Annotated in this window: 24 protein-coding genes; 12 read left to right on the plus strand and 12 right to left on the minus strand. The window is 69.2% G+C overall.

Annotated elements, in window-relative coordinates; all coding sequences use genetic code 11:
* Positions 1 to 42: 42 nt before the first annotated feature.
* Positions 43 to 963: a NaeI family type II restriction endonuclease gene (locus ACIQ9E_RS21190; RefSeq protein WP_403709192.1), complete on the minus strand. Its 921-nt coding sequence runs from the start codon at positions 961 to 963 to the stop codon at positions 43 to 45.
* A gap of 201 nt (positions 964 to 1,164) precedes the next feature.
* Between ACIQ9E_RS21190 and ACIQ9E_RS21195 the strand changes: the two genes are divergently transcribed.
* On the plus strand, positions 1,165 to 2,370 hold the full coding sequence (locus ACIQ9E_RS21195; protein ID WP_403709194.1) for a restriction endonuclease: 1,206 nt from the start codon (positions 1,165 to 1,167) through the stop codon (positions 2,368 to 2,370).
* Between the two features lie 443 nt (positions 2,371 to 2,813).
* Positions 2,814 to 3,026: a DUF6578 domain-containing protein gene (locus tag ACIQ9E_RS21200; protein ID WP_403709196.1), complete on the plus strand. Its 213-nt coding sequence runs from the start codon at positions 2,814 to 2,816 to the stop codon at positions 3,024 to 3,026.
* Between the two features lie 412 nt (positions 3,027 to 3,438).
* Here ACIQ9E_RS21200 and tgmC read toward each other — a convergent pair whose 3' ends face one another.
* From tgmC to tgmA, 3 genes are read right to left on the minus strand one after another with little or no spacing between them, the layout of a single operon-like run.
* Entirely contained in the window at positions 3,439 to 4,557 is a 1,119-nt protein-coding gene (gene tgmC, locus ACIQ9E_RS21205; RefSeq protein ID WP_403709198.1) for an ATP-grasp peptide maturase system methyltransferase, read from the minus strand.
* Entirely contained in the window at positions 4,554 to 5,504 is a 951-nt protein-coding gene (gene tgmB, locus ACIQ9E_RS21210; protein ID WP_403709200.1) for an ATP-grasp ribosomal peptide maturase, read from the minus strand. Before tgmB ends, tgmC begins: the two co-directional genes overlap by 4 nt.
* On the minus strand, positions 5,501 to 5,812 hold the full coding sequence (tgmA, locus tag ACIQ9E_RS21215; RefSeq protein ID WP_403709395.1) for a putative ATP-grasp-modified RiPP: 312 nt from the start codon (positions 5,810 to 5,812) through the stop codon (positions 5,501 to 5,503). The genes tgmB and tgmA overlap by 4 nt, the downstream gene beginning before the upstream one ends.
* Before the next feature lie 166 nt (positions 5,813 to 5,978).
* Here tgmA and ACIQ9E_RS21220 point away from each other — a divergent pair, with 166 nt between their 5' ends.
* Complete coding sequence (locus tag ACIQ9E_RS21220) at positions 5,979 to 7,340, plus strand: transcriptional regulator (protein WP_403709202.1); 1,362 nt, start codon at positions 5,979 to 5,981, stop codon at positions 7,338 to 7,340.
* Here the strand turns inward: ACIQ9E_RS21220 and ACIQ9E_RS21225 are convergent.
* The gene (locus tag ACIQ9E_RS21225; RefSeq protein ID WP_403709204.1) at positions 7,328 to 7,651 is read right to left on the minus strand and encodes a hypothetical protein; all 324 of its coding nucleotides are present in this window, start codon (positions 7,649 to 7,651) and stop codon (positions 7,328 to 7,330) included. The two genes, ACIQ9E_RS21220 and ACIQ9E_RS21225, sit on opposite strands and share 13 nt — an antisense overlap.
* Before the next feature lie 15 nt (positions 7,652 to 7,666).
* Here ACIQ9E_RS21225 and ACIQ9E_RS21230 point away from each other — a divergent pair, with 15 nt between their 5' ends.
* The 3 genes from ACIQ9E_RS21230 to ACIQ9E_RS21240 are packed head-to-tail and all read left to right on the plus strand — an operon-like array spanning position 7,667 to position 8,710.
* Positions 7,667 to 7,969, plus strand: coding sequence for a hypothetical protein (locus tag ACIQ9E_RS21230; RefSeq protein ID WP_403709206.1), 303 nt, complete (start codon positions 7,667 to 7,669; stop codon positions 7,967 to 7,969).
* A 29-nt stretch (positions 7,970 to 7,998) separates the two neighbouring features.
* Positions 7,999 to 8,430, plus strand: coding sequence for a protein phosphatase (locus ACIQ9E_RS21235; RefSeq protein ID WP_403709208.1), 432 nt, complete (start codon positions 7,999 to 8,001; stop codon positions 8,428 to 8,430).
* 55 nt (positions 8,431 to 8,485) lie between these two features.
* Positions 8,486 to 8,710 (plus strand): DUF2277 domain-containing protein, encoded by a 225-nt coding sequence (locus tag ACIQ9E_RS21240; protein WP_403709210.1) that lies wholly within the window; start codon positions 8,486 to 8,488, stop codon positions 8,708 to 8,710.
* A gap of 56 nt (positions 8,711 to 8,766) precedes the next feature.
* Here the strand turns inward: ACIQ9E_RS21240 and ACIQ9E_RS21245 are convergent, their stop codons facing one another.
* Positions 8,767 to 9,402 carry a DedA family protein gene (locus ACIQ9E_RS21245; RefSeq protein WP_403709212.1) on the minus strand — a complete coding sequence of 212 codons (636 nt, stop codon included), beginning with the start codon at positions 9,400 to 9,402 and terminating at the stop codon, positions 8,767 to 8,769.
* 382 nt (positions 9,403 to 9,784) lie between these two features.
* A complete protein-coding gene (locus ACIQ9E_RS21250; protein WP_403709214.1) occupies positions 9,785 to 10,249 on the minus strand; it encodes a DoxX family protein in 465 nt (154 codons plus the stop codon).
* Positions 10,250 to 10,448: 199 nt separating this feature from the next.
* Between ACIQ9E_RS21250 and ACIQ9E_RS21255 the strand changes: the two genes are divergently transcribed.
* Positions 10,449 to 11,222 carry an ABC transporter permease gene (locus ACIQ9E_RS21255; RefSeq protein ID WP_403709216.1) on the plus strand — a complete coding sequence of 258 codons (774 nt, stop codon included), beginning with the start codon at positions 10,449 to 10,451 and terminating at the stop codon, positions 11,220 to 11,222.
* A gap of 294 nt (positions 11,223 to 11,516) precedes the next feature.
* A complete protein-coding gene (locus tag ACIQ9E_RS21260; protein WP_366262933.1) occupies positions 11,517 to 12,101 on the plus strand; it encodes a TMEM165/GDT1 family protein in 585 nt (194 codons plus the stop codon).
* A gap of 134 nt (positions 12,102 to 12,235) precedes the next feature.
* On the opposite strand, the gene ACIQ9E_RS21265 is transcribed toward ACIQ9E_RS21260, so the two are convergent.
* Complete coding sequence (locus ACIQ9E_RS21265) at positions 12,236 to 12,892, minus strand: HAD-IA family hydrolase (RefSeq protein ID WP_403709218.1); 657 nt, start codon at positions 12,890 to 12,892, stop codon at positions 12,236 to 12,238.
* A 362-nt stretch (positions 12,893 to 13,254) separates the two neighbouring features.
* On the opposite strand from ACIQ9E_RS21265, the gene ACIQ9E_RS21270 reads away from it, so the two are divergent.
* Positions 13,255 to 15,345, plus strand: coding sequence for a DHA2 family efflux MFS transporter permease subunit (locus ACIQ9E_RS21270; RefSeq protein WP_403709220.1), 2,091 nt, complete (start codon positions 13,255 to 13,257; stop codon positions 15,343 to 15,345).
* A gap of 91 nt (positions 15,346 to 15,436) precedes the next feature.
* Here the strand turns inward: ACIQ9E_RS21270 and ACIQ9E_RS21275 are convergent, their stop codons facing one another.
* The gene (locus ACIQ9E_RS21275) at positions 15,437 to 15,790 is read right to left on the minus strand and encodes an antibiotic biosynthesis monooxygenase family protein (RefSeq protein ID WP_403709222.1); all 354 of its coding nucleotides are present in this window, start codon (positions 15,788 to 15,790) and stop codon (positions 15,437 to 15,439) included.
* Between the two features lie 319 nt (positions 15,791 to 16,109).
* Entirely contained in the window at positions 16,110 to 16,829 is a 720-nt protein-coding gene (locus tag ACIQ9E_RS21280) for an O-methyltransferase (protein ID WP_403709224.1), read from the minus strand.
* A 300-nt stretch (positions 16,830 to 17,129) separates the two neighbouring features.
* Here ACIQ9E_RS21280 and ACIQ9E_RS21285 point away from each other — a divergent pair, with 300 nt between their 5' ends.
* The gene (locus tag ACIQ9E_RS21285; RefSeq protein WP_403709226.1) at positions 17,130 to 19,319 is read left to right on the plus strand and encodes a bifunctional glycosyltransferase 87/phosphatase PAP2 family protein; all 2,190 of its coding nucleotides are present in this window, start codon (positions 17,130 to 17,132) and stop codon (positions 19,317 to 19,319) included.
* A 246-nt stretch (positions 19,320 to 19,565) separates the two neighbouring features.
* Here ACIQ9E_RS21285 and ACIQ9E_RS21290 read toward each other — a convergent pair whose 3' ends face one another.
* Entirely contained in the window at positions 19,566 to 20,813 is a 1,248-nt protein-coding gene (locus tag ACIQ9E_RS21290; protein ID WP_403709397.1) for a cytochrome P450, read from the minus strand.
* A 364-nt stretch (positions 20,814 to 21,177) separates the two neighbouring features.
* On the opposite strand from ACIQ9E_RS21290, the gene ACIQ9E_RS21295 reads away from it, so the two are divergent.
* Together ACIQ9E_RS21295 and ACIQ9E_RS21300 are read left to right on the plus strand one after the other, a co-directional pair.
* Complete coding sequence (locus ACIQ9E_RS21295) at positions 21,178 to 22,347, plus strand: steroid 3-ketoacyl-CoA thiolase (protein ID WP_366262943.1); 1,170 nt, start codon at positions 21,178 to 21,180, stop codon at positions 22,345 to 22,347.
* 135 nt (positions 22,348 to 22,482) lie between these two features.
* Positions 22,483 to 23,145: a class I SAM-dependent DNA methyltransferase gene (locus ACIQ9E_RS21300; protein ID WP_403709228.1), complete on the plus strand. Its 663-nt coding sequence runs from the start codon at positions 22,483 to 22,485 to the stop codon at positions 23,143 to 23,145.
* Positions 23,146 to 23,223: 78 nt separating this feature from the next.
* Here the strand turns inward: ACIQ9E_RS21300 and ACIQ9E_RS21305 are convergent, their stop codons facing one another.
* Positions 23,224 to 23,676, minus strand: a complete 453-nt coding sequence (locus ACIQ9E_RS21305) for a transglycosylase SLT domain-containing protein (RefSeq protein ID WP_403709230.1) — start codon at positions 23,674 to 23,676, stop codon at positions 23,224 to 23,226.
* Positions 23,677 to 23,743: the final 67 nt, after the last annotated feature.

A 23,743-nucleotide genomic window follows, 5' to 3' on the forward strand; every position in this document is an offset into this window, starting at 1 on the left:
CCGCCGACCTCAGTGCCCAACATGGTTGTTCAATGGCCCCGGTCAGAACAGGAGATCCGAACCTACCGCCTCCTCTTGAGCCTTGCTTCCGCCAGGAATTGCAACCCAATCTCCGGAGCCCAATGTGAATCCGTGCACGTTCGCCACGGCCCGATCGCTAACCCATGTCCCACACAAGAGCAGGAGGCCTTGCTTCGCTGCTCGCTGCTTGATGGCGCGGGCTCTTCGCATTGGGTCATCATTTCCCGCGCAGACTGTAAGGATAACGCTTCGCTCAATCACTCTGTTTGGCAGGAAGTTAAAGAGTCGCAGGAGTCGGACTTCCTGCCCCCGCCCGAACTCAAAGACCTGGCTTACTTGATGATCAGAGAGAAGCGTCAGGGGATTTACAGGGAGCGAGGTCCAGTCGTAAAGCGGGACTCCCCAGTTGTTGCGTGCGTCTACTGCGATTCCGCGCTTCCCGTCATTGTTGCCTTTACCTCTGTACAGCCAGGACCTGTGAGTTCGAATCAACCAGCTACGGTGCGTAGAATCCTTGAGGCGCATCTGAGTGCAGATGCACAGATGGCAGTGGGCCTCTTTAGGGATTGCCCAGTTGTCTCCTACTGTGCTCTTGAGGTCGACCGGGGAATTAGATAGCTCAATATCAAGAGGCTTGGCCTTTTTCCATTGAAAGACTCTCTGCACTTCGTATTCGAGCTTGGCGCCCACCGATGCGCGCTCTCCCGGGTGAACGTCATCAGATAGAAGGTTGAATCTCCCCGTCCGGGCCCCGTCCAGTACGTAGTCAATGGATGCGCGAATCGCTTCCGTGAATCCCTTGGCCAGGTCAAACTTATCCAGCTCCGCTACAACCTTCTGCAACTCCACGTCGTCTTCAGGGCCACGCAGAATCCGGCCGTCGGATCGGCATCCTTCGTTCAGACACACATCACCCAACGGCTGCAACTTCAGTCTTCCCATGGGTGGTCCCCTTCACGCAGCAGCCCGGTACCGCGGCTAGCGTAGCCAACGGGTCTGACACTCAGTGGGTCCATCGGAACTCCCTGGCATCGTTCAGGCCCATTCAGATGGTGAGAGTCTCAGGGGCTACATGCGCGACAGCTGCTGAACGATCGCCCTGGTCGGCTGAGTTGTCAGTGCGAGCTGGTAGAACATGGAGGCATGACTCTTGCTGCCGCTCCCGTACCGCACGTGGCGTTCTCGGACCTGGAAACCGCGGATCTCATCGTTGATGCGCTCTACGCAGGCGGCACGAAGGGCAACAAGTCGGATGAAGCGATCTCTAAGCTCATAAAGGGTGTCGGAAACCAGGGCGGTTTCCGGTACGCCGGCTCGCCCGCCAAGGGAACCGTGAAGTTGGCAGTGCTCTACACGAGCGGTGGCGAGGTCGACTGGCCCGATCATCTGGACGTGGAAACCGGCACGTTCACCTACTACGGCGACAACAAGAAGCCGGGACAGGGCCTCCACAACACTCCGCGGTCAGGGAATGTCCTTCTGCGCGATGTGTTCGCGGCGTCCCACGGAACTGCAGTCGACCGGGCCAAGGTCCCTCCGTTCCTCCTGTTCGAGAAGGCCGGAACAGGCTACTCCGTACTCTTCCGCGGTCTGCTGGCGCCGGGTGGCCCGACTCTCACGATGGACGATGAGCTGGCTGCCATCTGGCGGGCGACCTCCGGACTGCGCTTCCAGAATTACCGGTCACACTTCACGGTTCTTGACCACGACCGCATCCCTCGCAGCTGGATCCAGCATGTACTGGCCGGCGGGAATCCTCTCGAAGGCGGATGTCCGGACGTCTGGCGGACCTGGGTGGAGGGACGTGTATATCGTCCGCTACTTGCTCCGGTGACAACGACGATCCGGTCCAAGGCCGACCAACTGCCCACCGACGCTGCGGGTATGTCCATGCTGGAGGAGATTCGTGAGTACTTCCGGGGCCGGGAGCACGACTTCGAACCGTGTGCCGTTGCTATTTGGCGGCTGATTGCGCGGAACACCGGGCCCGTAGATGTCACGCGCCCGAGCCGCGACGGTGGACGGGATGCTGTCGGTACGTACGGTCTGGGACCGGTCTCCAGCCGCATCGCGATCGACTTCGCCCTCGAAGCCAAGTGCTACGGGGCCGGAAACTCGGTTGGCGTCCGGGAAGTCTCCCGTCTGATCTCCAGAATCAGGCATCGCAACTTCGGTGTCTTGGTGACCACGTCCTACTTCCACAAGCAGGTTCAAGAGGAAGTACACGAAGACGGACATCCGATCGTGCTTGTCGCCGGCCGCGACATCATCGACGCCCTACTCCAGGACGGACGCACGACTGTCGGCGCAGTCCGTCAGTGGCTTGAGCAGAGCTTTCCCAAGCCGTAGTCAGCCGTGCCCGATGCGTGCCACTTGGAGCATTAACCCGCGGCCATCGACAGAGCCTGGCGCCAGGGTTGCACGGTTGACTAGCCTGGACAATCGCAAGTCAGGGGCAGTGCAGGGATGGATCAACCTTGATTCCCAAGCTCATAGGCATCCCACCCTTGCCCCAACTGCTCCACGCTAATCGGCTGGGCACATGGACACCGATCCGAGCGAGACGACAAGTCCATGCCGACCGTTGCGGCATACCTCTCCGAGGTCGAGCGGGCGGTTGATCGCACCCGTGCCTCGCACGGCGGACGACCGTATGCCGAAGTGCGCCAGGCCCTCAAGGTCGATCCGGAGGACTACGCCGACGTCGTCGGTAGCGACGTGCGGGTGAGATCGACTTCCGGGAAGAGCGTCACGGCCAGGAGGAGGGGCGCGCGCCCACGTCGGTGGAGGTGGTGGGGATTGTCGAGGTTCATTGCCGTTACGGGGTGCCCCCGGGCGCCACGGGCAAGGTGAACTATCCCGTTCCGGGTTCGACCGTACTGATTCCGGTTGAGAAGGCGGACGGATGGGCGAAGGCCGAACCGGACGTGAGCTTCGCGGGCTACCTGGTGACCGCCCGGCGCGTCCTCGACCCGCCGGAGGGCACGGCTGCCGGCTGCCTATGAGGGAGCCGGCGGCATGTGTGCCAGTTCCGTGCCAGATCGTACGGCCAACCATGGTCACTGGAGGGTCGCTACGGTGTGCACAGCTTGTGACAGCCGCCGCAGCACACAGAGGGGCTGAGCTGCCATGACGGCTTAGTTGGGGGTACCAGGCTTACAAAGCAGATGTCGGCGGTTCGAAACCGTCCGCGCCCACCAGCAGTAAGCACGACAAAGGCCCAGGTCACCGGCGGTCAGCCGGAAGCCTGGGCCTTCGTCGTTCCGCTGAGTCGGCAGTGGAGGGCGGTGACTCCGCCTGTCGGGCTCGTCCTGCTGTTCCGGCGTTCGCGGTCAGCACCCGGACGAGGCGGATACAGTCCCCGGCTCAGGCGCAGCCTCCAAGGCCCGGGGGATGAACGCTTGGACGGCTTCGGTATCAGCGGGTCCATGTGGCCATGTGCTCGCCGGGTGCCGCAGTGATCAAGAATCGGTCAAGGCCGGGGCTGCCCTCCTTGCGCCACCTGGTCACGTGGTCCTCGACCTGTGCCCACAACCGCTCCGGTCCTCCCTCACGGACGATCCACCGGCCTTCGGCCTTGCGGAGTGCGGCCCACGATCCGGATTCCACGTCCAAGAGCACGTCGAACACGCCTCCTTCGAGAGCCAGGCTGAACCGTTGGGCTTTCGGAACTGCGAGCTGTGCGACAAATCGGGCGGCCCAGTCGTTCAGGACGTCCCACGCGACGATGCATTCGCGTTCGGTGCCATCGCTGAGATCGGGCAGGACTCCGAGGGGCGGTGGGATCTGAGGGCGGGCCAGCATGAAGGAGACCTCCCCTCCGAGGAGGCGGCCGGCCGCTGTCCCGTCCGCACGGACGGTGAGCGATGCCAGTTCGGAGGAGTAGAGCCAACCGCTCACCGTGGCCAGGATCCGGCCACCCGGCCGGACCTGCTCCAGCCATTCGCCGGGGATACTCATTACACCGCAGGTGGCGATGAGCCGGTCGTACGGAGCCTCAGCGGCATGCCCCTTCAGCCCGTCGCCGACCACGAGGGTGGGGTGGTAGCCGACAGTGCCGAGCGCCGTCCGGGCCCGTGCAGATACTTCTTCGTCAACTTCGACGGAGGTCACAAGATGGTCGCCGAGCCGGTGACACAGCAGGCCGGTGGAGTACCCCGTGCCGGTGCCGATCTCCAGGACCCTCATTTCGTCCTGAACCTCCAGTTCTTCCAGCATGCGCACCACGAGGCCGGGCAGCGTGCTCGAACTGGTCGGCTGCCGATGAATCCGCCCGTCGATATCGGCCGGTACGACCGTTCCGGCGATCTGTGTTACCAACGACTCGTTGCTGTAGCAGGCGGAGAGCCAGGTCTCGTTTTCCGGACGCACGGGCTCCCACCCGGTGCGGCCTCCCTCATCCGTGCGGTGGAAGAACCCGCCGCGTAGGAACTCATGTCGTGGGATGTCCAGTACGGCTCGACGCCATTCCGGAGAGCGAAGGTCACCGTCGGCTGCGATGGTGTCGGCCAGCGCTTCGCGCATGCTGCTGCTCATCGGGGGGAACGCTCCAGGAGATCGGCCATGGCCGCGACCATGGGCAGTCCGGTCGGCGGCTCCAGCCATGCCCATTGCCCGGACGGGTTGCATTCGAGGAACCACCATGCACCGTCGCGGTCGACGGCGAAGTCGAATGCACCGAAGACGAGCCTGAAATGTGCGAGGTAGTGTCGGAGCGCTTCCTCGATACTCCTCGGCAGGGTGACGATGCTGTAGGAGAGCTGCTTGTAGTCCGTGCGCCAGTCGAGCAGGCCGGAGTCGATACGAACGGGGAAAATGCGGTCCCCGATGACCGTCACTCTGACATCCGCCACCTTGTCCACGAGCCGTTGGAAGAGGTGAGCCGTGCCGGCAACGCGCTCGTCCAGTTCGCCCGCACTCACCTCGGCGACCTCAACTGTGCACGACACCCCGTTCACCCGGTACAGAGGCGTCGACAGGGGCTTGTAGATGGTGGATGTGTTGCCCTCCACGAACCGCTCCGCTGCCTCGGGGTCGGACGTGATCAACGTCTCCGGGACCTTGAAGCCACTGTGTACGGCTGCGGCGAGCCCGGAGGGCTTGAACTCGGCATCGCCGATCCGATGCGGATGGTTGACATAGAGACACCCGGGGAGGGACGCCAGGACCCCACCCAAGCCGTACCGTGCCTGAGTGACGGCGAAGCGTGCGTCCTGCTCATCGAGGTGAGGGAAGGCGAAGCCGCTCGGGCGTCGGTAATACAGGGATCGGACGGTGTGAAGGTCCACTGTGCGGGTCGGGGTGAGCAGGGTCCCGCTGATGCCCTCTTCGTTGATTCTTGCTGTGATCGACAGGGTGGCGGGAAAATCGCCGGAGTCGAGCCGCACGACCGGGATGTCCCGGTCGTGCAGTTCGGTGATCACCAGGTCGGCCGTCGGGTCGTCGATCATGGTGACGACCAGCACCGGACCGGAGTGACTCACTGATCGCTGTCGTTTCCCGTGTCCTGGTCGCCCCCACCGGATCCACCGGGTCCGGAGCCGTCGGACGGGTTACCGGTGTTGGTCGCCGGGTTTGTGCCCGTGCTGGTGCCGTGCCCCGGCATTTCCATGATCTGGCCGTTGCGGTCGTAGTACCGGGTGGTCTGCGTGGCCGGGTTGATCTCGGCACGGCTGTACCCGGGGGCGGTCGCCGGGTACGGGACCATCCGCTGGATGCCCCAGGGGACGGTGGTCGGGTGTCCCTGAGGGAGTGGCGAGCTGGTCGGAAGACGATCGGAGTGATGGAACATCATTTCCTCCATGGTTCGGCCTGGCTCAACGCTGGCCGCAGCCGGGCAGGCTGAGGAGTGCATGCGTGTGCCCACATGTGCCCATCGTGTTACCACGTGTACCCACACGGCCGGTTGGGAGCGTCAGCCACCTGCCATCCCAGCCGCCGTCGGTCATGCTGAAGAGGTGGACATCTACGAACACCCGCTCACCTACCTGCTGCGTTGCCAGGGCTGGTCGGCGAGTGACTACCTCGTGCGCTTAGGGGCGGTACACCAACGACTCGGCTACGGACCGATCGCCCGGGACCGTAAGCGGGTCACACGCTGGACTCGGGGCGGTGTCACCCCCGACTACCACGCGCAGAAGGCCATGGCCGCGCTGCACGGTGTACCGGAATCGGAGATTACCGCCCGCCCGTGGCCTGAGTGGCTGAAGCTTGCGTGTGTTCACGACCACCAGCTTCTCTCCGCCGAATGGACCCCGGCGACCACGATCGCCCTACTGGACCGCGTTGCAATGACCGGAGGGACCATGGACCGCAGGGGATTCCTTGTCTTCACGGGGATAACCCCGATGCTGGCCGGGGCTGCCACCGCCCAACCGGCCACGGCCCGCGCCCACGGCCGTCGTATCGGTGCCACTACACCCGAACTCTTCGAGCATTCCCTCGGAATCCTCCGGCGTCAGGACGACCAACTCGGATCCGGCCAGGTCCACGCGTCCGCCCGCGCGCAACTCCAACTGATCACATCGACGCTGAAGTCCTCCTCCTACACCGAGACCACGGGCCGACGCCTCTACGCCGCTGCGGCCGAAGCTGCCAGGATCTGCGCCTGGACCGCCTACGACTCCGGCCGACATGCCCTCGCGGAGGAGTACTACCTCGTTGGCCTGCGTGCCGCAGCATCCTCCGGCGACCAGACTGTCGCCGCCAACACCCTCGCCTTCTGGGCAATGCTGCTGTACGCCACCGGTGACCCCCGAGGTGCCTCTGCTCTGGTAACCGACGCTCTCGGGCGGGCCGAGAGCATTGGGTCACCCGCGATGAACGCCATGCTGTACGCACGGCTCGCCAGGGCCCACGCCCGTGCGGGCGACCATCGCGCCTCGGGCCGAGCCGTGAGTGCCGCATTCGACGCCTACGACCGCGCCCGCGACCGGGGTCCCGGTGAGGACCCGGACTGTGTCTACTGGCTCAACCTCGGCGAACTGCATATGCAGGCGGGATCCTGCGAACTCGACCTGGGCCGACCGGGCGAAGCACTCCGCCACTTCACCGCAGCCTCGGCCGGCCTGTGGGCCGCTGATGTGTATCGCGAGGACGACTTCCCCCGCTCCACCGCGATCTTCCTGGCCCGGGAAGCCGAGGCTCGGATGGCACTGGGTGACCTGGACGGCGCGGTCGACAGTGCCCGCCGATCCCTCGACTACCTCGGCGGTCTTTCCTCTGCTCGCGGCACCTCCAGCCTCACCGACCTCCGCGCCCGGCTCGCCCGCCACAGCACCGTGCCCGTCGTCCGGGAATTCCTCGCTCAGACAGCCTGACTTCCGAAGGGATCCGCTTCCTGGACCTCCGCTGCCGTGTCACCAACGGTGCCTTCACCCTCCATCACGGCGAGGTATTTCAGAACGTCGTCCTCGGCGAGATCCTCGGGGACTGCTGGGACTTCCTGCGCGCGCACCCCTCCGAGACCGTCCTGATGCGCATCCGGCAGGAGTACTCGGACGAGCCCGGCCACGTCTTCCGGAGCCTCTTCGACCGGTACCACCGGGACTGGCGGTCCCTCCTCCTGGTCGGTGACAACATCCCGGTACTGGGGGAGGCGCGTGGCCGGGTTGTTGTCATCGGTGGTCACGATGCGCTCCCCGGGGTGCGGTACGGCGACCTCGGGACCGGCTTCGGCCGGCTCTGCCGGGTCCGGGCGGACCCCGTGAAGCTCGCCGTCACCTTCATGGGCGGGGCGGCGGACGGGGCCGTGCCCCGTGAGGCCGCCGCCGTGGTCAATCGCGCGCTCCTCGCCCGGCTGGGCTCCGCCGCCCGCGGCCGGCCCGGCCTCGGGATCGTCGCCATGGACTTTCCCGAATCGGAGCCGGGGCTCGTCCGCGCCCTCGTCGATCTGAACCGAACCGGTGATATCGCGGAAGCGGAGGAGGCCCCGGTCCGCGGCGCGTAGCGTCGGAGGCCGATCGGGGAGGTGGGCCCATGGGGCTCTGGGAACCGGATGCTCCGGGTGTCATGGAGCTGCCGTCGGGGCGGTTCGTCCGGGGGCGGGGGTTGCGCAGGGCACTGCCCGAGGGGCCCGAGCCGGAGTTCGGCGTCTATCTGCTGGGGAAGGAGCCGCCCGCCTTCCGGTGGGAGGCCGTCTGGTTGCGCTGGCCCGACTTCCGGCTGCCCGCCGTCCGGTCGCAGGCGCAGCAGGTGCTGCTCCGGACGCTGGAGCGGTGCGGTGGCGAACGGGTCGAGGTCGCGTGCGCGGGCGGACGGGGGCGTACCGGGACCGCCCTGGCCTGCCTCGCCGTACTCGACGGAGTCCCGGCGGGCGATGCGGTGGCGTATGTCCGGCGGGCCTATGACCGGCACGCCGTGGAGACGCCCTGGCAGAAGAGGTACGTGCGGGCCTTCGGCGCCCGGTGAGCAGGGCCCGGGCGGGGTGCGGGACGTTGTCAGTGGGCGGGAGCACACTGGAGTCATGTGCCGCAGTATCAAGACCCTACGTCCGCCGGTTCTGCCCGAGGAGGCCACGGAGGACGACATCCGTGCCGCCGCCCTGCAGTACGTACGCAAGGTGTCGGGCTTCCGGGCACCGGCCGCCCACAACCGCGAGGTGTTCGACCGCGCCGTCGACGAGATAGCCGAGGCAACCGCCCGGCTGCTCGACGGTCTGGAGATCAGAGGAGGGGTGAAGAAGGTCTGACAGGGGAGGTGCGAGGGGGCCTGAGGAAAGGGCTCCGCCGGGGGCGTTGCGGTTGTTCAGGCCGGTTCGGTGGCCGGCTGCGGGGCCGGGCGGCGGCGCATCACGTAGGCCGCCAGGGCCCCCGCGCCGAACAGGGCGAAGACCGATACCGCGGCACCCACCCAGCTCGCCCCCAGCCACTGGCCGCCGAAGTAACCGAGGCCGACGCTGTAGCCCGCCCAGATCACGCCCGCCAGCGCCGACCAGGGCAGGAACTCCCGGACCCGGCGGCGGGCCGCGCCCGCGCCGAGGGAGACCACGGAGCGGCCGGCCGGGGCGAAACGGGCGATCACCACCAGGGCACCGCCGCCCCGCGCCAGGGTGGCCCCTAGCCGTGCCTGGGCCTTGGTGAGTCTGCGGGACCGGGCGATCGCACGGTCGAAGCGGTCTCCGCCGCGCCGGGCCAGCCGGTAGGCGACCAGATCACCCAGTACGGATGCGGCGGCCGCGCAGAGGATCAGGATCAGCAGGGACGGCACCTCGCGCGGCACCTGGCCCGTGACGGTCGTACTGCCCGCGGCCGCGGCCGTCGCCGCGGTGATCACCAGGACACCGCTGGGCAGGACCGGCAGAAAGACGTCGAGCAGCACGGAGAGGGCCACGACGGCATAGATCCAAGGGCTGCCGACCAGCGGCCCCAGACTCTCCAGCACTGTTGACTCTCCCCGTTTCCCCATGTGGTGACAGTGCTGTGTCGGTCCGGACGGTCATTCCTGTGACGGTGGCACTGGCAGTTGTACAGCGTACGCGTGATCTCCCCGGCCGAAGCATCCGGGGCTGTGGATGTTGTGATCATCACCTCTTCTGTCCGTCGAAGTGATGTCCGACCGCCCAGAAGCCCCCCGCGCTGCATGGCTGCGCCGACCGTACTCGGGGCCCGGGACCACGGGTAACGCCCGGACCCTCCAAAGAGGGGCCGGGCGCTCCGTTGTGTGTCGACACATACTCGATGTGTGATGCACCGGTTGTCGGCAAGGGAGAGAAGGAGGAGGGAGGGAAGGGAGAGGAAGGGGAGGAGGGGTGGGGGAGGAGGGGCTAGCGGGAGGTGCGGGCGTGCTCGCGGGGGAGCGTCGCGCGGGTCGTGGTGCCGTTGTTCCGGCCACGCAGGCCGTCCAGCGCCAGCGCCCCCGGGCCGGTGAAGACCAGCAGCAGAAGCGCCCAGCAGAACATCGCCGACGCCTCGCCGTTGTTCTCCAGCGGGAACAGCGCATCGGGCTGGTGGACCTTGAAGTACGCGTAGGCCATCGAACCCGACGAGACGAAGGCCGCTGCCCGGGTGCCCAGGCCCAGCATCACCAGGATGCCGCCGACCAGCTGGATGACTGCCGCGTACCAGCCGGGCCAGGTCCAGGTGTCCGCGGTCGCGTTGTCCGGTACGCCGAGCAGCCCGAAGAGGGAGGCGGCGCCGTGGCAGGCGAAGAGGAAGCCGACGACGATCCGGAAACCGCCGATCGCATACGGCTGGTACCGGTTCAGGCTCGCGCTCAGGGAGTCGGGCATACGGGCTCCAGGTGTGGGGGGAGCGGGGGCGGTCCCGGGTGGGGCGGCCCGTGGGGGGAACGGTTCTCACGTTAGGTACCCCGCAAAGGTGCTTGCAAGTTCAAGTAAGTGCGTCGGGGTGATTCTCATCGGACTCTCATCGGGCCAAACGTTCCTGCGCTGTACCCGGACGGCCCCCGGTGCGGCCTAGGGTTGGCGCGTGCTGCTGACGGTCGATGTCACGTTCGGGGCGGTCCTCGCCGTACTGCTCGCCGTGGCCGCGGTGGTGGCCGCCGTCGCGCACCTCGGGAGGTCCCGGGAGATCGTCGTCGCGGGCGCGCGGGCCGCGGCCCAGCTCGCCGCCGTCTCCCTGGTCATCGGGTGGGTGGTGCACGCGCTGCCGGCGCTCTTCGGTTTCGTCCTGCTGATGTACGCCGTGGCGGTCCGGACCGCAGGGCGGCGGATCACCCGCAACGGGACCTGGTGGTGGGTCGCGCTGCCGATCGGGGTGGGGGTGTTCCCGGTCGTCGCGGCGCTGCTGCTGACCGGGGTGGTGCCGGTGAAGGGCATCGCGCTGGTACCCGTCACGGGGATCCTGATCGGCGGGGCGCTGACCGCGACGGTGCTGGCCGGGCGGCGGGCGCTGGACGAGCTGCGGCAGCGGAACGGCGAGGTGGAGGCGGGGCTCGCGCTCGGTCTGTACGAACGGGACGCCCGGCTGGAGGTGGCCCGAAAGCCGGCGGCGGACGCCCTGCTTCCGGGGCTGGACCAGACCCGTACCGTCGGTCTCGTCACCCTCCCCGGCGCCTTCGTCGGCATGCTGCTGGGCGGCGCTTCACCGCTTTTCGCCGGGGCCGTCCAGCTCTTCGTGCTGGTCGCGCTCATCGCCGTACAGGCGGTCGCGGTCGCCGTGGTGCTGGAGCTGGTCGCCCGGGGGCGGCTGCACCGGGACGGCGTCGGGGAGTACGGAGCGGGACCCCCGGCCCGCTCGTGACCGTTTCCGGTCGTCCGCGATGATCGTTTGCGGATCGGCTACCCTGGACGGAGCAGAAGGGGAGTAGCTCTTCGCCGGAACGTCGACATACTGCTGGGCCCGATCGTGAGAGCGGACCCGGCCGGCGCCCGGAGGCTGCCGGTCTTCCGACCGGTTCAGCCAGCGAGACCTTCGGCCGCAGTGTTCCTACGCTGCCGTGCCGAAGCGACCCCTTTCACCGGGTGACGGATTCCGTCCGGCCCCGGGTCACGGTCTCTCGGCGCGGACAGCCCGACCGATTGAGGAATCCCACCCGTGATCAGCTTCACCGTTATGGCGATCACCTTCGGCGTCGTCTTCCTGGCGGAACTCCCCGACAAGACCGCGCTGGCCGGGCTGATGCTCGGCACGCGCTACCGCGCCTCCTACGTCTTCGCCGGCGTCGCCGCCGCCTTCGCCGTCCATGTCGCGCTCGCGATCGCCGCGGGCAGCGTGCTCACCCTGCTGCCGCACCGGCTGGTGCAGGGCGTGGTGGGTGCGCTGTTCCTGGCCGGTGCGCTGGTGCTGCTGCTGAGGAAGTCCGACGACGACGAGGAGTCCATCAAGCAGCCCGAGGACCAGTCCTTCTGGAAGGTGTCCGGGGCGGGCTTCATGCTGATCCTCGTCGCGGAGTTCGGCGATCTGACCCAGATCATGACGGCGAACCTCGCGGCCCGGTACGACAACCCGCTCTCGGTCGGCCTCGGCGCCGTACTGGCGCTCTGGGCCGTGGCCGGTCTGGGCATCCTCGGCGGCCGGACGCTGATGAAGTACGTACCGCTGAAGCTGATCACCAAGATCGCGGCCACGCTGATGATGGTCCTGGCCGGATTCAGCTTCTACGAGGCCATCACCGGCTGATACGGGACGTACGGAGGCCGGACCGGACCGCCGGGTTCGGTCCGGCCTCCGTACGCGGGTGAACTGCCGGTCAAGGGGTACGGGGGTACGGATGCGGGCAGCCCGCATCCGTACCCCCGTACCGAGCGGTGGGTTCAGAGGCCCCGTACCCGGAGCCATCCGTCCGGGCCGGCCGTGACGTCGATCCGCGTCAGATCGTCCACGTGCAGATCGGGGCCGAGGGCCAGAGCGCGCGGACCGATGCCGACGACCCGCATCCCGGCCGCACGGGCGGACTCGATGCCCGCCGCGGAGTCCTCGAAGGCGATGCAGTCGCCGGGGGCGAAGCCCAGCTCGGCCGCGCCCTTGAGGAAGCCCTCGGGGTCGGGCTTGCTGGCGCCGACGCACTCCGCCGTGATCCGTACCTCCGGCATCGGCAGTCCGGCCGCTCCCATCCTGGCCGTGGCCAGGGCCGTGTCCGCGGAGGTCACCAGGGCGTGGGGGAGGCCGGCGAGGGCGGCGAGGAAGGCGGGGGCACCCGGTATCGGGACGACTCCCTCGACATCGGCCGTCTCGCGGGCCAGCAGCACCGCGTTCTCCGCATGGTTCTCGGCCATCGGGCGGTCGGGCAGCAGCTCCGCCATCGTCGCGTACCCCTGGCGCCCGTGGACGACCTTCAGCGTCGCGTCGGGGTCGAGCCCGTATCCGACGGCCCAATCCCGCCAGACGCGCTCGACGACCGCGTCCGAGTTGACGAGGGTGCCGTCCATGTCCAGGAGGAGGGCTCGGGCGGTGAGGGCGGTGGCCTGCATGGGCGTACTCCTGCGGCGAAGTGCAGAGGCCTGGACCGACCTGGCAGGGCAGCGGCGCACTGCGGGGCGTATGAGGGCGTAGGCGATACGGGCGGGGGGCCGACGGCGCCGACGGGGCGCACGGGGGTGGTGTGCCGCCGCGCACCGGTATCGGGAGGGCTTGCGCCCACCGGGGTTTCAAGGTGGCTCCGCCCACCGGTCAGGGAGACGGGCGGAGCCACTTTGTTCAATCATGGTACAAAGCAATGGCCGAAAGTGCCACCCTCTTCCGCTCGGCGGGCCGTTATGGCCCATTCGCTCCACTATGGGAGAGGCGAACAAGGGTGTGACCGTCGCCGGGTTCCGGATGCGAGGAGACCCGTATGGCACAGGAAGAGGTGCGCACGGACGCCGTCGGCCCGGCCCCCGGCGAGATCCGGGACCGGCGCGGCGTCCTGCTCGCCATCGGCGCGCTGCTGCTCGGCATGCTGCTCGCCGCGCTCGACCAGACCATCGTCTCCACCGCCCTGCCGACCATCGTCAGCGAACTGGGCGGGCTGGAGCATCTGTCGTGGGTGGTCACTGCCTATCTGCTGGCCTCCACCGCCGCGACCCCGCTCTGGGGCAAACTCGGCGACCAGTACGGCCGCAAGAAGCTCTTCCAGACCGCGATCGTGATCTTCCTGATCGGCTCCGCGCTCTGCGGGGTGGCCCAGAACATGCCGCAGCTCATCGGCTTCCGGGCGCTCCAGGGGCTGGGCGGCGGCGGGCTGATGGTGCTGTCGATGGCGATCGTCGGCGATATCGTGCCGCCCCGGGAGCGCGGCCGCTACCAGGGCCTGTTCGGTGCGGTCTTCGGCGCCAGCAGCATCCTCGGCCCGCTGCTGGGGGGCTTCTTCACGGAGCATCTGAGCTGGCGCTGGGTCTTCTACATCAATCTCCCGATCGGCGCGATCGCCCTCGTCGTCATCGCCGCACGGCTCCGGATCCCCTCCCGTCCCACCCGGCACACCATCGACTATCTGGGCACCTTCCTCATCGCCTCCGTCGCCACCTGCTTCGTCCTGGTGGCCTCCCTCGGCGGCACCACGTGGGCCTGGAGTTCGCCGCAGCTCATCGGCCTGTCCGTGCTCGGGGCCGTACTGCTGGTCTGGTTCGTCTTCGTCGAGTTCCGGGCCGCCGAGCCCGTCCTGCCGCCGCATCTCTTCCGGATCCGCACCTTCACACTCGTCTCGGTGATCAGCTTCGTCATCGGTTTCGCGATGTTCGGGGCGATGACCTTCCTGCCGACCTTCCTCCAGGTCGTCCGGGGGGTGAGCCCGACCCTGTCCGGTGTGCACATGCTGCCGATGGTCCTCGGACTGCTGATCGCCTCCACCGGATCCGGGCAGCTCGTCAGCCGTACCGGCCGCTGGAAGGTGTTCCCGGTCCTGGGCACCGGTATCACCGCGGTCGGCCTGCTCCTGCTCCACCGGCTCTCCGAGTTCAGCCCCGACTGGGAGATCAGCCTCTACTTCTTCGTCTTCGGTTTCGGGCTGGGCCTGGTGATGCAGGTGCTCGTGCTGGTGGTGCAGAACTCCGTACGGTACGAGGACCTCGGCGTCGCCACCTCCGGCGCCACCTTCTTCCGCTCCATCGGAGCCTCCTTCGGCGTCGCCATCTTCGGCACGATCTTCTCCAACGGGCTCAACGACAAGCTCTCCGCGGTGCTCGCGGGCCGGCCGGTGCCGCCGGGCGCCGGGGCCGGTGAGCTGGCGGCCGATCCCCAGGCGATCGCCCAGCTCCCGCCCGCCCTGCGCGGGCCCGTGCTGCACGCCTTCGCCTCCGCGATCACGGACGTCTTCCTCTACGCGGTCCCGGTCGTCCTGCTGGCGTTCGTCGTCTCCTGGTTTCTGCGGGAGGACAGGCTGCGGGGCTCGGTCACCGCGCCCGACCCCAGCCAGACGCTCGCCTCCAATCCGGTGCAGCGTTCGTCCCACGAGGAGGCGGCCCGCGCGCTGTCCGTCCTGGGCTCCCGCGAGGGGCGGCGGCATATCTACGAGACGATCACCGCAAAGGCGGGGTACGACCTCCTCCCCGCGGCGAGCTGGCTGCTGCTGCGGATCCGGCGGCACGGGACCGTGGAGCCGGGGCTGCTGGCCGACAGCACCCCCGTACCGCTGCATGTGATCACCGACGCGGCCCGGCAGCTGGAGGAGCGGAGGCTGGCGGACCGGGAGGGTGTCCAGCTCGTGCTCACGGAGCAGGGGCTCGGGACCGCCGTGAAACTCGCGAAGGCGCGGGAGGAGTCGCTGGCCGAGCTGCTGGGGGACTGGTGGGGGCCCGACCGGCCCACCGATCTGGTGCAGCTGGTGCAGGAGCTGAGCGCGGAGCTGTGCGGCTCCGACCAGGAGCGGCCGGGCGGCGAGGAGGCCCGGGGGGACCACGCCCCTCCGCCGTGGCCGCCCCAGAGCCCGCCGCCGCCGGGGAACTGAGACGGCGGGGCGGGGCACCCGGCAGGCCAAGACGGCGGGCCGTGGGTGAACCGTGTGGCCGCCGGGCCGGGAGCGCGGCGGGGCCGGTGACTCAGCCCGCGTCGGACTGCCGCGCGCCCGCCGACTGGACGACCTCGAAGGACCAGAGGGTCGAGCCGGTCGCCGCAGGCTTCGGCTGCTCGCCGCCCTGGCCGCCCTGAGCGCCCTCCGCGGGCCGGTGGGCGCCGCGCATCGAACCGGCCATCCAGGCCTCGAAGTCCGCCTCGGAACGCCACCTCGTGTACACGAGGTACTGGTCGGTGCCCTCCAGCGGGCGCAGCAGCTCGAACCATTCGAAGCCGTCGGAGTTCTCCACCGATCCGGCGCGGGCCGCGAAGCGCTTCTCCAGCACTTCGCGCTGTTCGGCGGGGACCGTCAGAACATTGATCTTCACGACGCTTGCCACGGGACATCCTTCACAGAGAGGGACCTCTGGGTCGTTTCCTGTGGATCGGTCCTGATGCACAAGAAACGCCCGGGAGCCTCGACCGTACCGCCCGGCCCTCCTCGTACGGCGGTCCGGGGTCGCCACCGGCCCGCGCCGCGCCCGCGTGCCCGGCCGATCACCGGGTGACCGCCGACAGCTGCTTTGCAAGAACCGATGTCCGAACGTGAGCGTCGCTCCGGGCCCGGGGTCCGGATCCGGCCAGGGGTACGGCTCCGTATCCCGCCAGGCGTACCGCCCCCCGTACCCCTGCCCGCCGCCCCGGGCCCGGAGCCCCGCCTCACTCCACCACCCGGGCCACCAGCAGCCCGTCCCACCCCTTCGTACCCACGGTCTGGAACGCCGTCGCGTCCAGCCTCGGCTCCCGCGCCACCAGCTCGAACAGCTCGCGCGTCCCCCGGACGGACGGATCCCGCGACTCCCCGTCCGTGATCGCCCCGCCGCGCACCACGTTGTCCACCACGATCACGCTCCCCGGCCGGGACAGCTCCAGCGCCCAGCTCATATAGCGGGGATTGTTCACCTTGTCCGCGTCGATGAAGAACAGGTCGAACGGGCCCGCGCCCGGCTCCGCCGCCAGCTTCGGCAGCGTCTCCAGCGCCGGGCCCGTCCGCACCTCGGCGATCGCGTCCAGACCGGCCCGGACCAGATTCGCCCGCGCCACCTCCGCATGCCGCTCGTCGTACTCCAGCGAGATCAGCCTGCCGCCCTCCGGCAGCGCCCTGGCCAGCCAGATCGTGCTGTACCCACCCAGGGTGCCGATCTCCAGAACCGTCCGTGCGCCCATGGCGCGGGCCAGCAACTGGAGCAGCTTCCCCTGGTTCGGGGCGACCGCGATCCGGGGCAGCCCGGCCGCGTCGCTCGCCGCCAGCGCCTGTGTCAGTGCCTCGTCCTCCGGAGCCAGCAGGTCCGTCAGATAGCCGTCGACGGCGTTCCAGCGCGCTTCCGCCCCGTCCGCTGCCTGCTCTTCATGTGTTCCGTGCTGATGTGCGTCGGTCATATGCCCCAACCTAGGGCCCCGGGGGCGGATCCGGCCGCTGTGGCGTGATAAGCGGCACGGATGGCCGGGGCGAAGGTCTTGTATCTTCCCCGGGCGGGCCCTCCCCTGGATGTCCGGCCGGACAACCGAACAAAACCGGGCGACAGTCAGGCAAAGAGGGGGTTGCCCGAGTCTCACCCAACGGGCAATGCGAGGCTTCTTCGGGCGCCCGTCACCTTTTTCGGCAGGTGGAGACGGCCGCCGGACCGGGAAACACCGGTATTTCTGGACGAACGGGATGAAAAGGAGGCGCGGCGGGACGTGGCGAACGCGGAGCACAGCGTGCGCGGAAGTGATACCGCGAAGGGGGCCGCCACCAGGATGAGCGCGGCCAGGGCCGCCTTGTGGCTACTGGCCGCCGTACTCGCCGTACGGCAACTGGCGGTGGTCCTGCGCGAGCCGCCCGGCGAGCGGCTCATCGACCTCGAAAAGTGGATCGGCCCCGAGGGCGTACTGCATGTCAAGGGGTCGCTCTACGAGACCGACCTCTTCACCGGCACGCCCTTCGCCGGGCTGGTCCTGAAACCGCTCACCCGCGGCGCGGAGCAGAGCCTCGGCGTTGCCTGGACCTTCGCCACCCTGCTGCTCGTCGTCGGCATAGGCCTGATCGTCGCCCGGGCGCTGCCCGGCCCGGTGTCGCGCCGCAGCGCGCTGCTCGCCGCACCCTTCGCGATCAGCCTGCTGATGCTCTCGCTGCCCGTGCGCAACAGCTTCTACCTGGGCCAGACCAGCATCATCCCGGTCCTCCTCGTCCTCCTCGGCTGTTTTGCCGCCCGGGGCGAACGCGCCTCCGGGGCGCTCATCGGCGTTGCCGCGGCGCTCCAGCCCACGGTCCTGCTCTTCGTTCCGCTGCTCTGGTTCACCGGCCGCCGCCGCGCCGCGGTGACCTCTGCCGCGACCTTCGCCGCCTGTACGGCCGTGGCCTGGGCGGCGATGGCCGGTGACTCGTGGACGTACTGGATCCGGCATGTCGCCGGTGCCGGGCTCAGCAGCCGTCCCGACGGGCTCGCCAACCAGTCCCTCCACGGCGCGCTGCTCCGTCTCGGCCTCGAAGGCCCGCTGGAGATCGCGCTCTATCTGGCCCTGGCCGCCGCTGTGACCTGGTTCGGACTGCGCCGCGCGGTCCGCTACGCCCGGGACGGGCAGCTGCTGCTCGCCGTCGCCATCACCGGCTGTGTCGCCGTCGCGGTCTCGCCCACCACCTGGCAGCACCAGCTGCTGTGGCTGCTGCTCGCCGTCGTCGGCCGGGTCGGCAAGAAGGCGGCGGACCGGATGCTCTGGCCGGTTCTGACGGTGTTCGTGGTGACGCTCCCCAGCAAGATGCTGCTGCCGAATCTGGCGGTGCTCCAGCCGGTGCGGGAGAACGCGATCCTGATCGCGGCGCTGGCGGCCGCCTGCGCCGTACCGTTCCTGTCCCGTACGGATCCGCATTTCCGGGACCCCCTGCCGACCCGGTACGTCACACCTCCGGACTCCCGCCGGCGGTGGGTGCCGCTGCTGCCGTTCTGGAAGCGGGCGCTGAGCCGTCCGAATCTGCTGCTGGAGCTGGTGGCGATCCGGGTCGGTTACGCGATCTACTCCAAGATCCGGCTGGCCGCGACCGCGTCCACGGCGACCGCCGAGGAGCACGGGCGGCAGATCGCCTCCATCGAGCAGGCGCTCGGCATCGACATCGAACACGCGATCAACCAGGCCGCGGTGAAGGCGGAGTGGCTGACGGACTTCCTCAGCTTCTACTACACCTCCTTCCACTTCCCGGTGCCGCTGGCGATCCTCGCGGTCCTCTACATCCGCCGTCCCACCGACTACCGCTGGGCGCGGGCGTCACTGGCCTTCGCGACCCTGCTGGCGCTGGTCGGCTTCTGGCTCTATCCGCTGGCGCCGCCGCGGCTGATGCCGGGCATGGGCTTTGTCGACACGGTCCATGGAACGCAGGACCTGTCGAATCCCGAGTTCGGGGCGATGACCGCGGTCACCAACCAGTACGCGGCGATGCCGTCGCTGCACTTCGGCTGGTCGCTGTGGTGCGGTGTGGTGGTCGTGATGCTGGCGCCCAAGCTGTGGATGAAGGCGCTGGGGCTGCTGCACCCGCTGATCACGCTGTACGTGATCGTGGCCAGCGCGAACCACTGGATCCTGGACGCGGTGGGCGGCGCGATCGTGGTCGGGGCCGGCTTCGGTCTGACCTACGTCCTGTCGGGGCGGCGGTCGCTGCTGCCGGAGGCCGCGGGCGCGGCCGGGTCCCCGGCCGGGTCGGGGCCGGGGTCAGGGTCGGGGTCAGGGTCGGGGGATGCCGTCCCGGTGAGGGTTTCCGTCCCCGCTGCCCGGACCTCGGAGGAGAGTGCCGTGGGTGTCTTCGGGGGTACGGAGAAGAGGCCGGCGGCCGAGGACGTGACCGCGCCGGAGGACGGCGGGGGCGGTACGGCCGTCGCCCAGAAGTCGGCGACCTGACGGGAGGGTGCCCGGCCGCACGGCGGCGGGGCACCGGGGGCGGCCCCGGTCCGCGGACACCTGGTCCGCGGCCCGGGGCCGTTTCCGTGCGGCGGTACGGCTCCGGGTGCGGCGCGGTCCCGGGGACGGGGGCCGCGCCGCACCCGGAGCGGGTCCTCGCGGTGCCTGGAGGCGGAGCCGTGGCGGGATCCGTGGCGGGGTCCGCCTCCAGGCAGGCGGAGCTGTGCCGGGGTCCGCGCGGTGGGCTCAGGCGCCCGTGGTCACCCGCAGTTCCTTGACGCCGTTCAGCCAGGCGGACCTGAGCCTGCGTGGTTCACCCGCGAGTCGGAGACCGGGCAGGGCGTCCGCGATCGCGTTGAAGATGAGGTCGATCTCCATCACCGCCAGCGACTTCCCCAGGCAGAAGTGCGGTCCGCCGCCGCCGAAGCCCAGATGCGGATTCGGGTCGCGGGTGATGTCGAAGGTTTCGGGGTCCTCGAAGACTTCCGGGTCGTTGTTGGCCGACGAGTAGAAGAGCCCCACCCGGTCGCCCTTCCGGATCCGCTGTCCGCCCAGCTCGGTGTCCTGCGTGGCGGTCCGCTGGAACGAGACGACCGGTGTGGCCCAGCGGACGATCTCCTCGGCGGTCGTCGCCGGACGCTCGCGCCGGTACAGCTCCCACTGGTCGGGGTGGCTGAGGAAGGCGTGCATCCCGTGGGTGATCGCATTGCGGGTGGTCTCGTTCCCCGCGACGGCCAGCAGGATCACAAAGAAGCCGAACTCGTCGTTGGAGAGGTTGCCCGCGTCCCCGGCGGCGACCAGTTGGGTGACGATGTCCTGGGCCGGGCACTCCTTGCGGGCTGCGGCGAGGTTCATCGCGTACGAGAGGAAGTCCATCGACGCCCGGATGCCCGCCTCCTCCGTGACGGCGAATTCGGGATCGTCGTACGAGGCCATGGTGTTCGACCAGTCGAAGATCTGCGACCGGTCCTCCTGCGGGACGCCGATCAGCTCGGCGATGGCCTGGAGCGGCAGTTCGACGGCGATGCTGGAGACGAAGTCGAAGGAGCCGCCGTCGCGGGAGCGCGCGACCGCGTCGTCCACGATCCTCAGGGCGCGTTCCCTCAGCGCCGTACGGAGGGAGCTGACGGCGCGGGGGGTGAAGCCGCGCTGCACGATCTGCCGGACCCGGGTGTGCTCGGGCGGGTCCATATTCAGCATGATCAGCCGCTGGACGTCGATCTGGTCGCGCCGGATGGACTCGTTGAAGCGGATGACCGCGGTGTTCGTCCAGGACGAGAACAGTTCGGGACGGGTGGAGACGTATTTGACGTCGGCGTGCCGGGTCACCGCCCAGTAGCCGTCGTCGTCGAACCCGGACACGCCGTGCCGCTGGGCGCACCAGGACACCGGGGCCACTCTTCTCAGCAGGGCGAACTCGGGGTGCGGCACGCGTGACTGGAGGAGGTCGGGGTCGGTGACGTCGAACCCCTCGGGCAGATGGGGACACGGCATGGGGGACATCGGCAGCTCTCCGGTTCTCTGATCCGCGGTTCTCTGATCCGTTCCGTCCTCTGGTGGTCCGCCGGCGGTCCCCCCGCCGGCCGGCCGGTGGCCCGTTCGCGATGCGCCGTCCGCGGTTCCGTCCTCCGTACCGCAATCTGACGGTGCATCAGAATCCGATCGCAAGGTAGTAACGAGTTCTAGAAGAGGCAAGAGGCATGGCGGGAACTGTTGTCCCGCAGGGGTGCGGCAAGGGCTTGCAAGGCCCTTGCGTACCCGGGGTAACGACCATAAGACTGACAGTAGAACTAGAACGCGTACTAGTTCTTGCGCGGGCGCCGGGACCGTCCGCGCAGCCCACAGGAGAGGACGAGCCATGGCCGCCGAACCCGTCATCGTCGAAGCCGTCCGGACCCCCATCGGGAAGCGCGGGGGCGCCCTCGCCAATCTGCATCCGGCCTATCTGCTGGGGGAGACCTACCGCGAACTCCTCGGCCGGACCGGGATCCAGCCGGACTGTGTGGAGCAGATCGTCGGCGGTACGGTCACCCACGCCGGCGAACAGTCCATGAACCCCGCGCGCAACGCGTGGCTCGCGGTGGGCCTGCCGTACGAGACGGCCGCGACGACCGTCGACTGCCAGTGCGGCTCCTCGCAGCAGGCCTCCCACATGGTGGCGAACATGATCGCGGCCGGGGTCATCGACATCGGCGTGAGCTGCGGGGTCGAGGCGATGTCGCGGGTGCCGCTGGGCAGCGGCTCCAAACACGGGCCGGGAAAACCCTTCCCCGACGAGTGGAACGTGGATCTGCCCAACCAGTTCGAGGCGGCCGAGCGGATCGCCCGCCACCGGGGGCTCACCCGGGAGCGCGTCGACTCCATGGGGCTGCTCTCCCAGGAGCGGGCCGCCACCGCCTGGGCCGAGGAGCGGTTCAAACGCGAGACGTACGCGGTGCAGGTGCCCACCACCGAGGACGAGCAGGCCGCCGGGCAGGGCATGTGGCGGCTCGTCGACCGCGACGAAGGGCTCCGCGATACCAGCATGGAGGCGCTGGCCGGCCTGAAACCGGTCCTGCCGGCCGCGCTCCACACCGCGGGCACGGCCTCCCAGATCTCCGACGGCGCGGCGGCGATCATGTGGGCGTCCAAGCGGACGGCCCGCGCGCTGAAGCTGAAGCCGCGCGCCCGGATCGTGGCCCAGGCCGCGGTCGGTGCCGATCCCCGGTTCCATCTCGACGGCCCGATCGACGCCACCCGTACCGTCCTCGGCAGGGCGGACATGAGCCTGAAGGACATCGACCTGGTCGAGATCAACGAGGCCTTCGCCGCGGTGGTACTGAGCTGGGCACAGGTCTTCGACCAGGATCTGGAGAAGGTCAACGTCAACGGCGGCGCGATCGCCCTGGGGCATCCGGTCGGCGCGACCGGCGCCCGGATGATCACCACGGTCCTGCACGAGCTGGAGCGCCGCGACAAGGAGACGGCACTGGTGACGATGTGCGCGGGCGGCGCCCTGGCGACGGCGACGATCATCCAGCGGGTGTAGCCGCCGGCGGAGCGCGGGTGGGGGCGCGGCGGGGCCGTCTGCGGTGGCGGCCGCAGGGTTGGGGCGGGGTAGGCGACCGACCCGCGCCCGGGCTCCCCGGGCCGGCGCGGTACGGGCGGGGTAGCGTCCCTGCGCATGACCGAGCCCATCTCGTATCTGCGCCGGACCGCCGACGCCTATGACGCCCTCGCCGTGCCCTACGCCGCCTTCGACCGCGACGACCTCGAAGCCCCCTCCCTCGACCGTACGTTCCTCCAGGCCTTCGCCGACCAGGTACGGGCCGCGGGCGGCGGGCCCGTCGCCGAGCTGGGCTGCGGTCCGGGGCCGGTGACCGCGCTCCTCCGCGATCTCGGCCTGGACGCCTTCGGGGTCGACCTGTCGCCCGTGATGATCGGCCTGGCCCGGGAGGCCTACCCGGACCTGCGGTTCGAGATCGGCTCCATGGACGCCCTGGAACTGGCGGACGGTGAGGCGGCGGGCATCGTGTCCTGGTACTCGGTGATCCATGTGCCACCGCGGCAGCTGCCGCCGTACTTCGACGAATTCCGCCGGGTGCTCGCCCCCGGCGGAATGCTGCTGCTCGCCTTCTTCGAATCGGAGGGCGAGCCGGTCACGGTCTTCGACCACCGGGTGACGGCGGCCTGGCGCTGGCCGGTGGACGAGCTGGCGCGGCTGGCCGCCGGTGCCGGGTTCACCGAGGTCGGGCGGATGCTCCGCGAACCGCGCGAAGGGGAGCGGTACCGCCGGGGACATCTGCTGATGAAAGCCGCCGGGGGCCGGCCACGGGCTGAGACATGACAGAGGGCCCCGTACGGCGCGTTCGCCGTACGGGGCCCTCCGGGCCGGTCGAGGCCGCTTCGCCTCAGGGCAGCGGGATCAGTACCAGCCCTGGGTCTGCCACTTCGCCCAGGCCGCGCACGGGCTGCCGTAACGCTCCTGCATATAGTTCAGACCCCATTCGATCTGGGTCTCCGGGTTGGTCTTCCAGTCGGATCCGGCCGTGGCCATCTTGTTCGCCGGAAGCGCCTGCACCAGGCCGTACGCACCACTCGACGGGTTCGACGCCTGGACGTCCCAGTTGCTCTCCTTGGCCACGATCCGGCTGAAGCACTGGAACTGCGCGTCGTCGCCGATCATCTTCTGTGCGACCGCCTTCGCGGACGCCGCCTCCACGGCTGCCGGAACCGAGGCAGGGGCGGCCGCGGGAGCGGCGGCGGCGGAAGCCGGGTTCAGGCCCACGACCATCGCGGCCGACGTCGCGACGAGCGCGGCGCCCACGAAGGCGTGGCGGGACGGGCGGCGGAGCACAGCGGTGGCGGAGCGCAGCACAGGGGGATCCTGACGTCGGGGACGGGGGCTGCCGCCCGGACGGGGCGAAACGCCCGCCGCCCGGCGA

Origin of the sequence: Streptomyces sp. NPDC094448, from assembly GCF_044763775.1 — a bacterium.
Classification (GTDB): domain Bacteria; phylum Actinomycetota; class Actinomycetes; order Streptomycetales; family Streptomycetaceae; genus Streptomyces.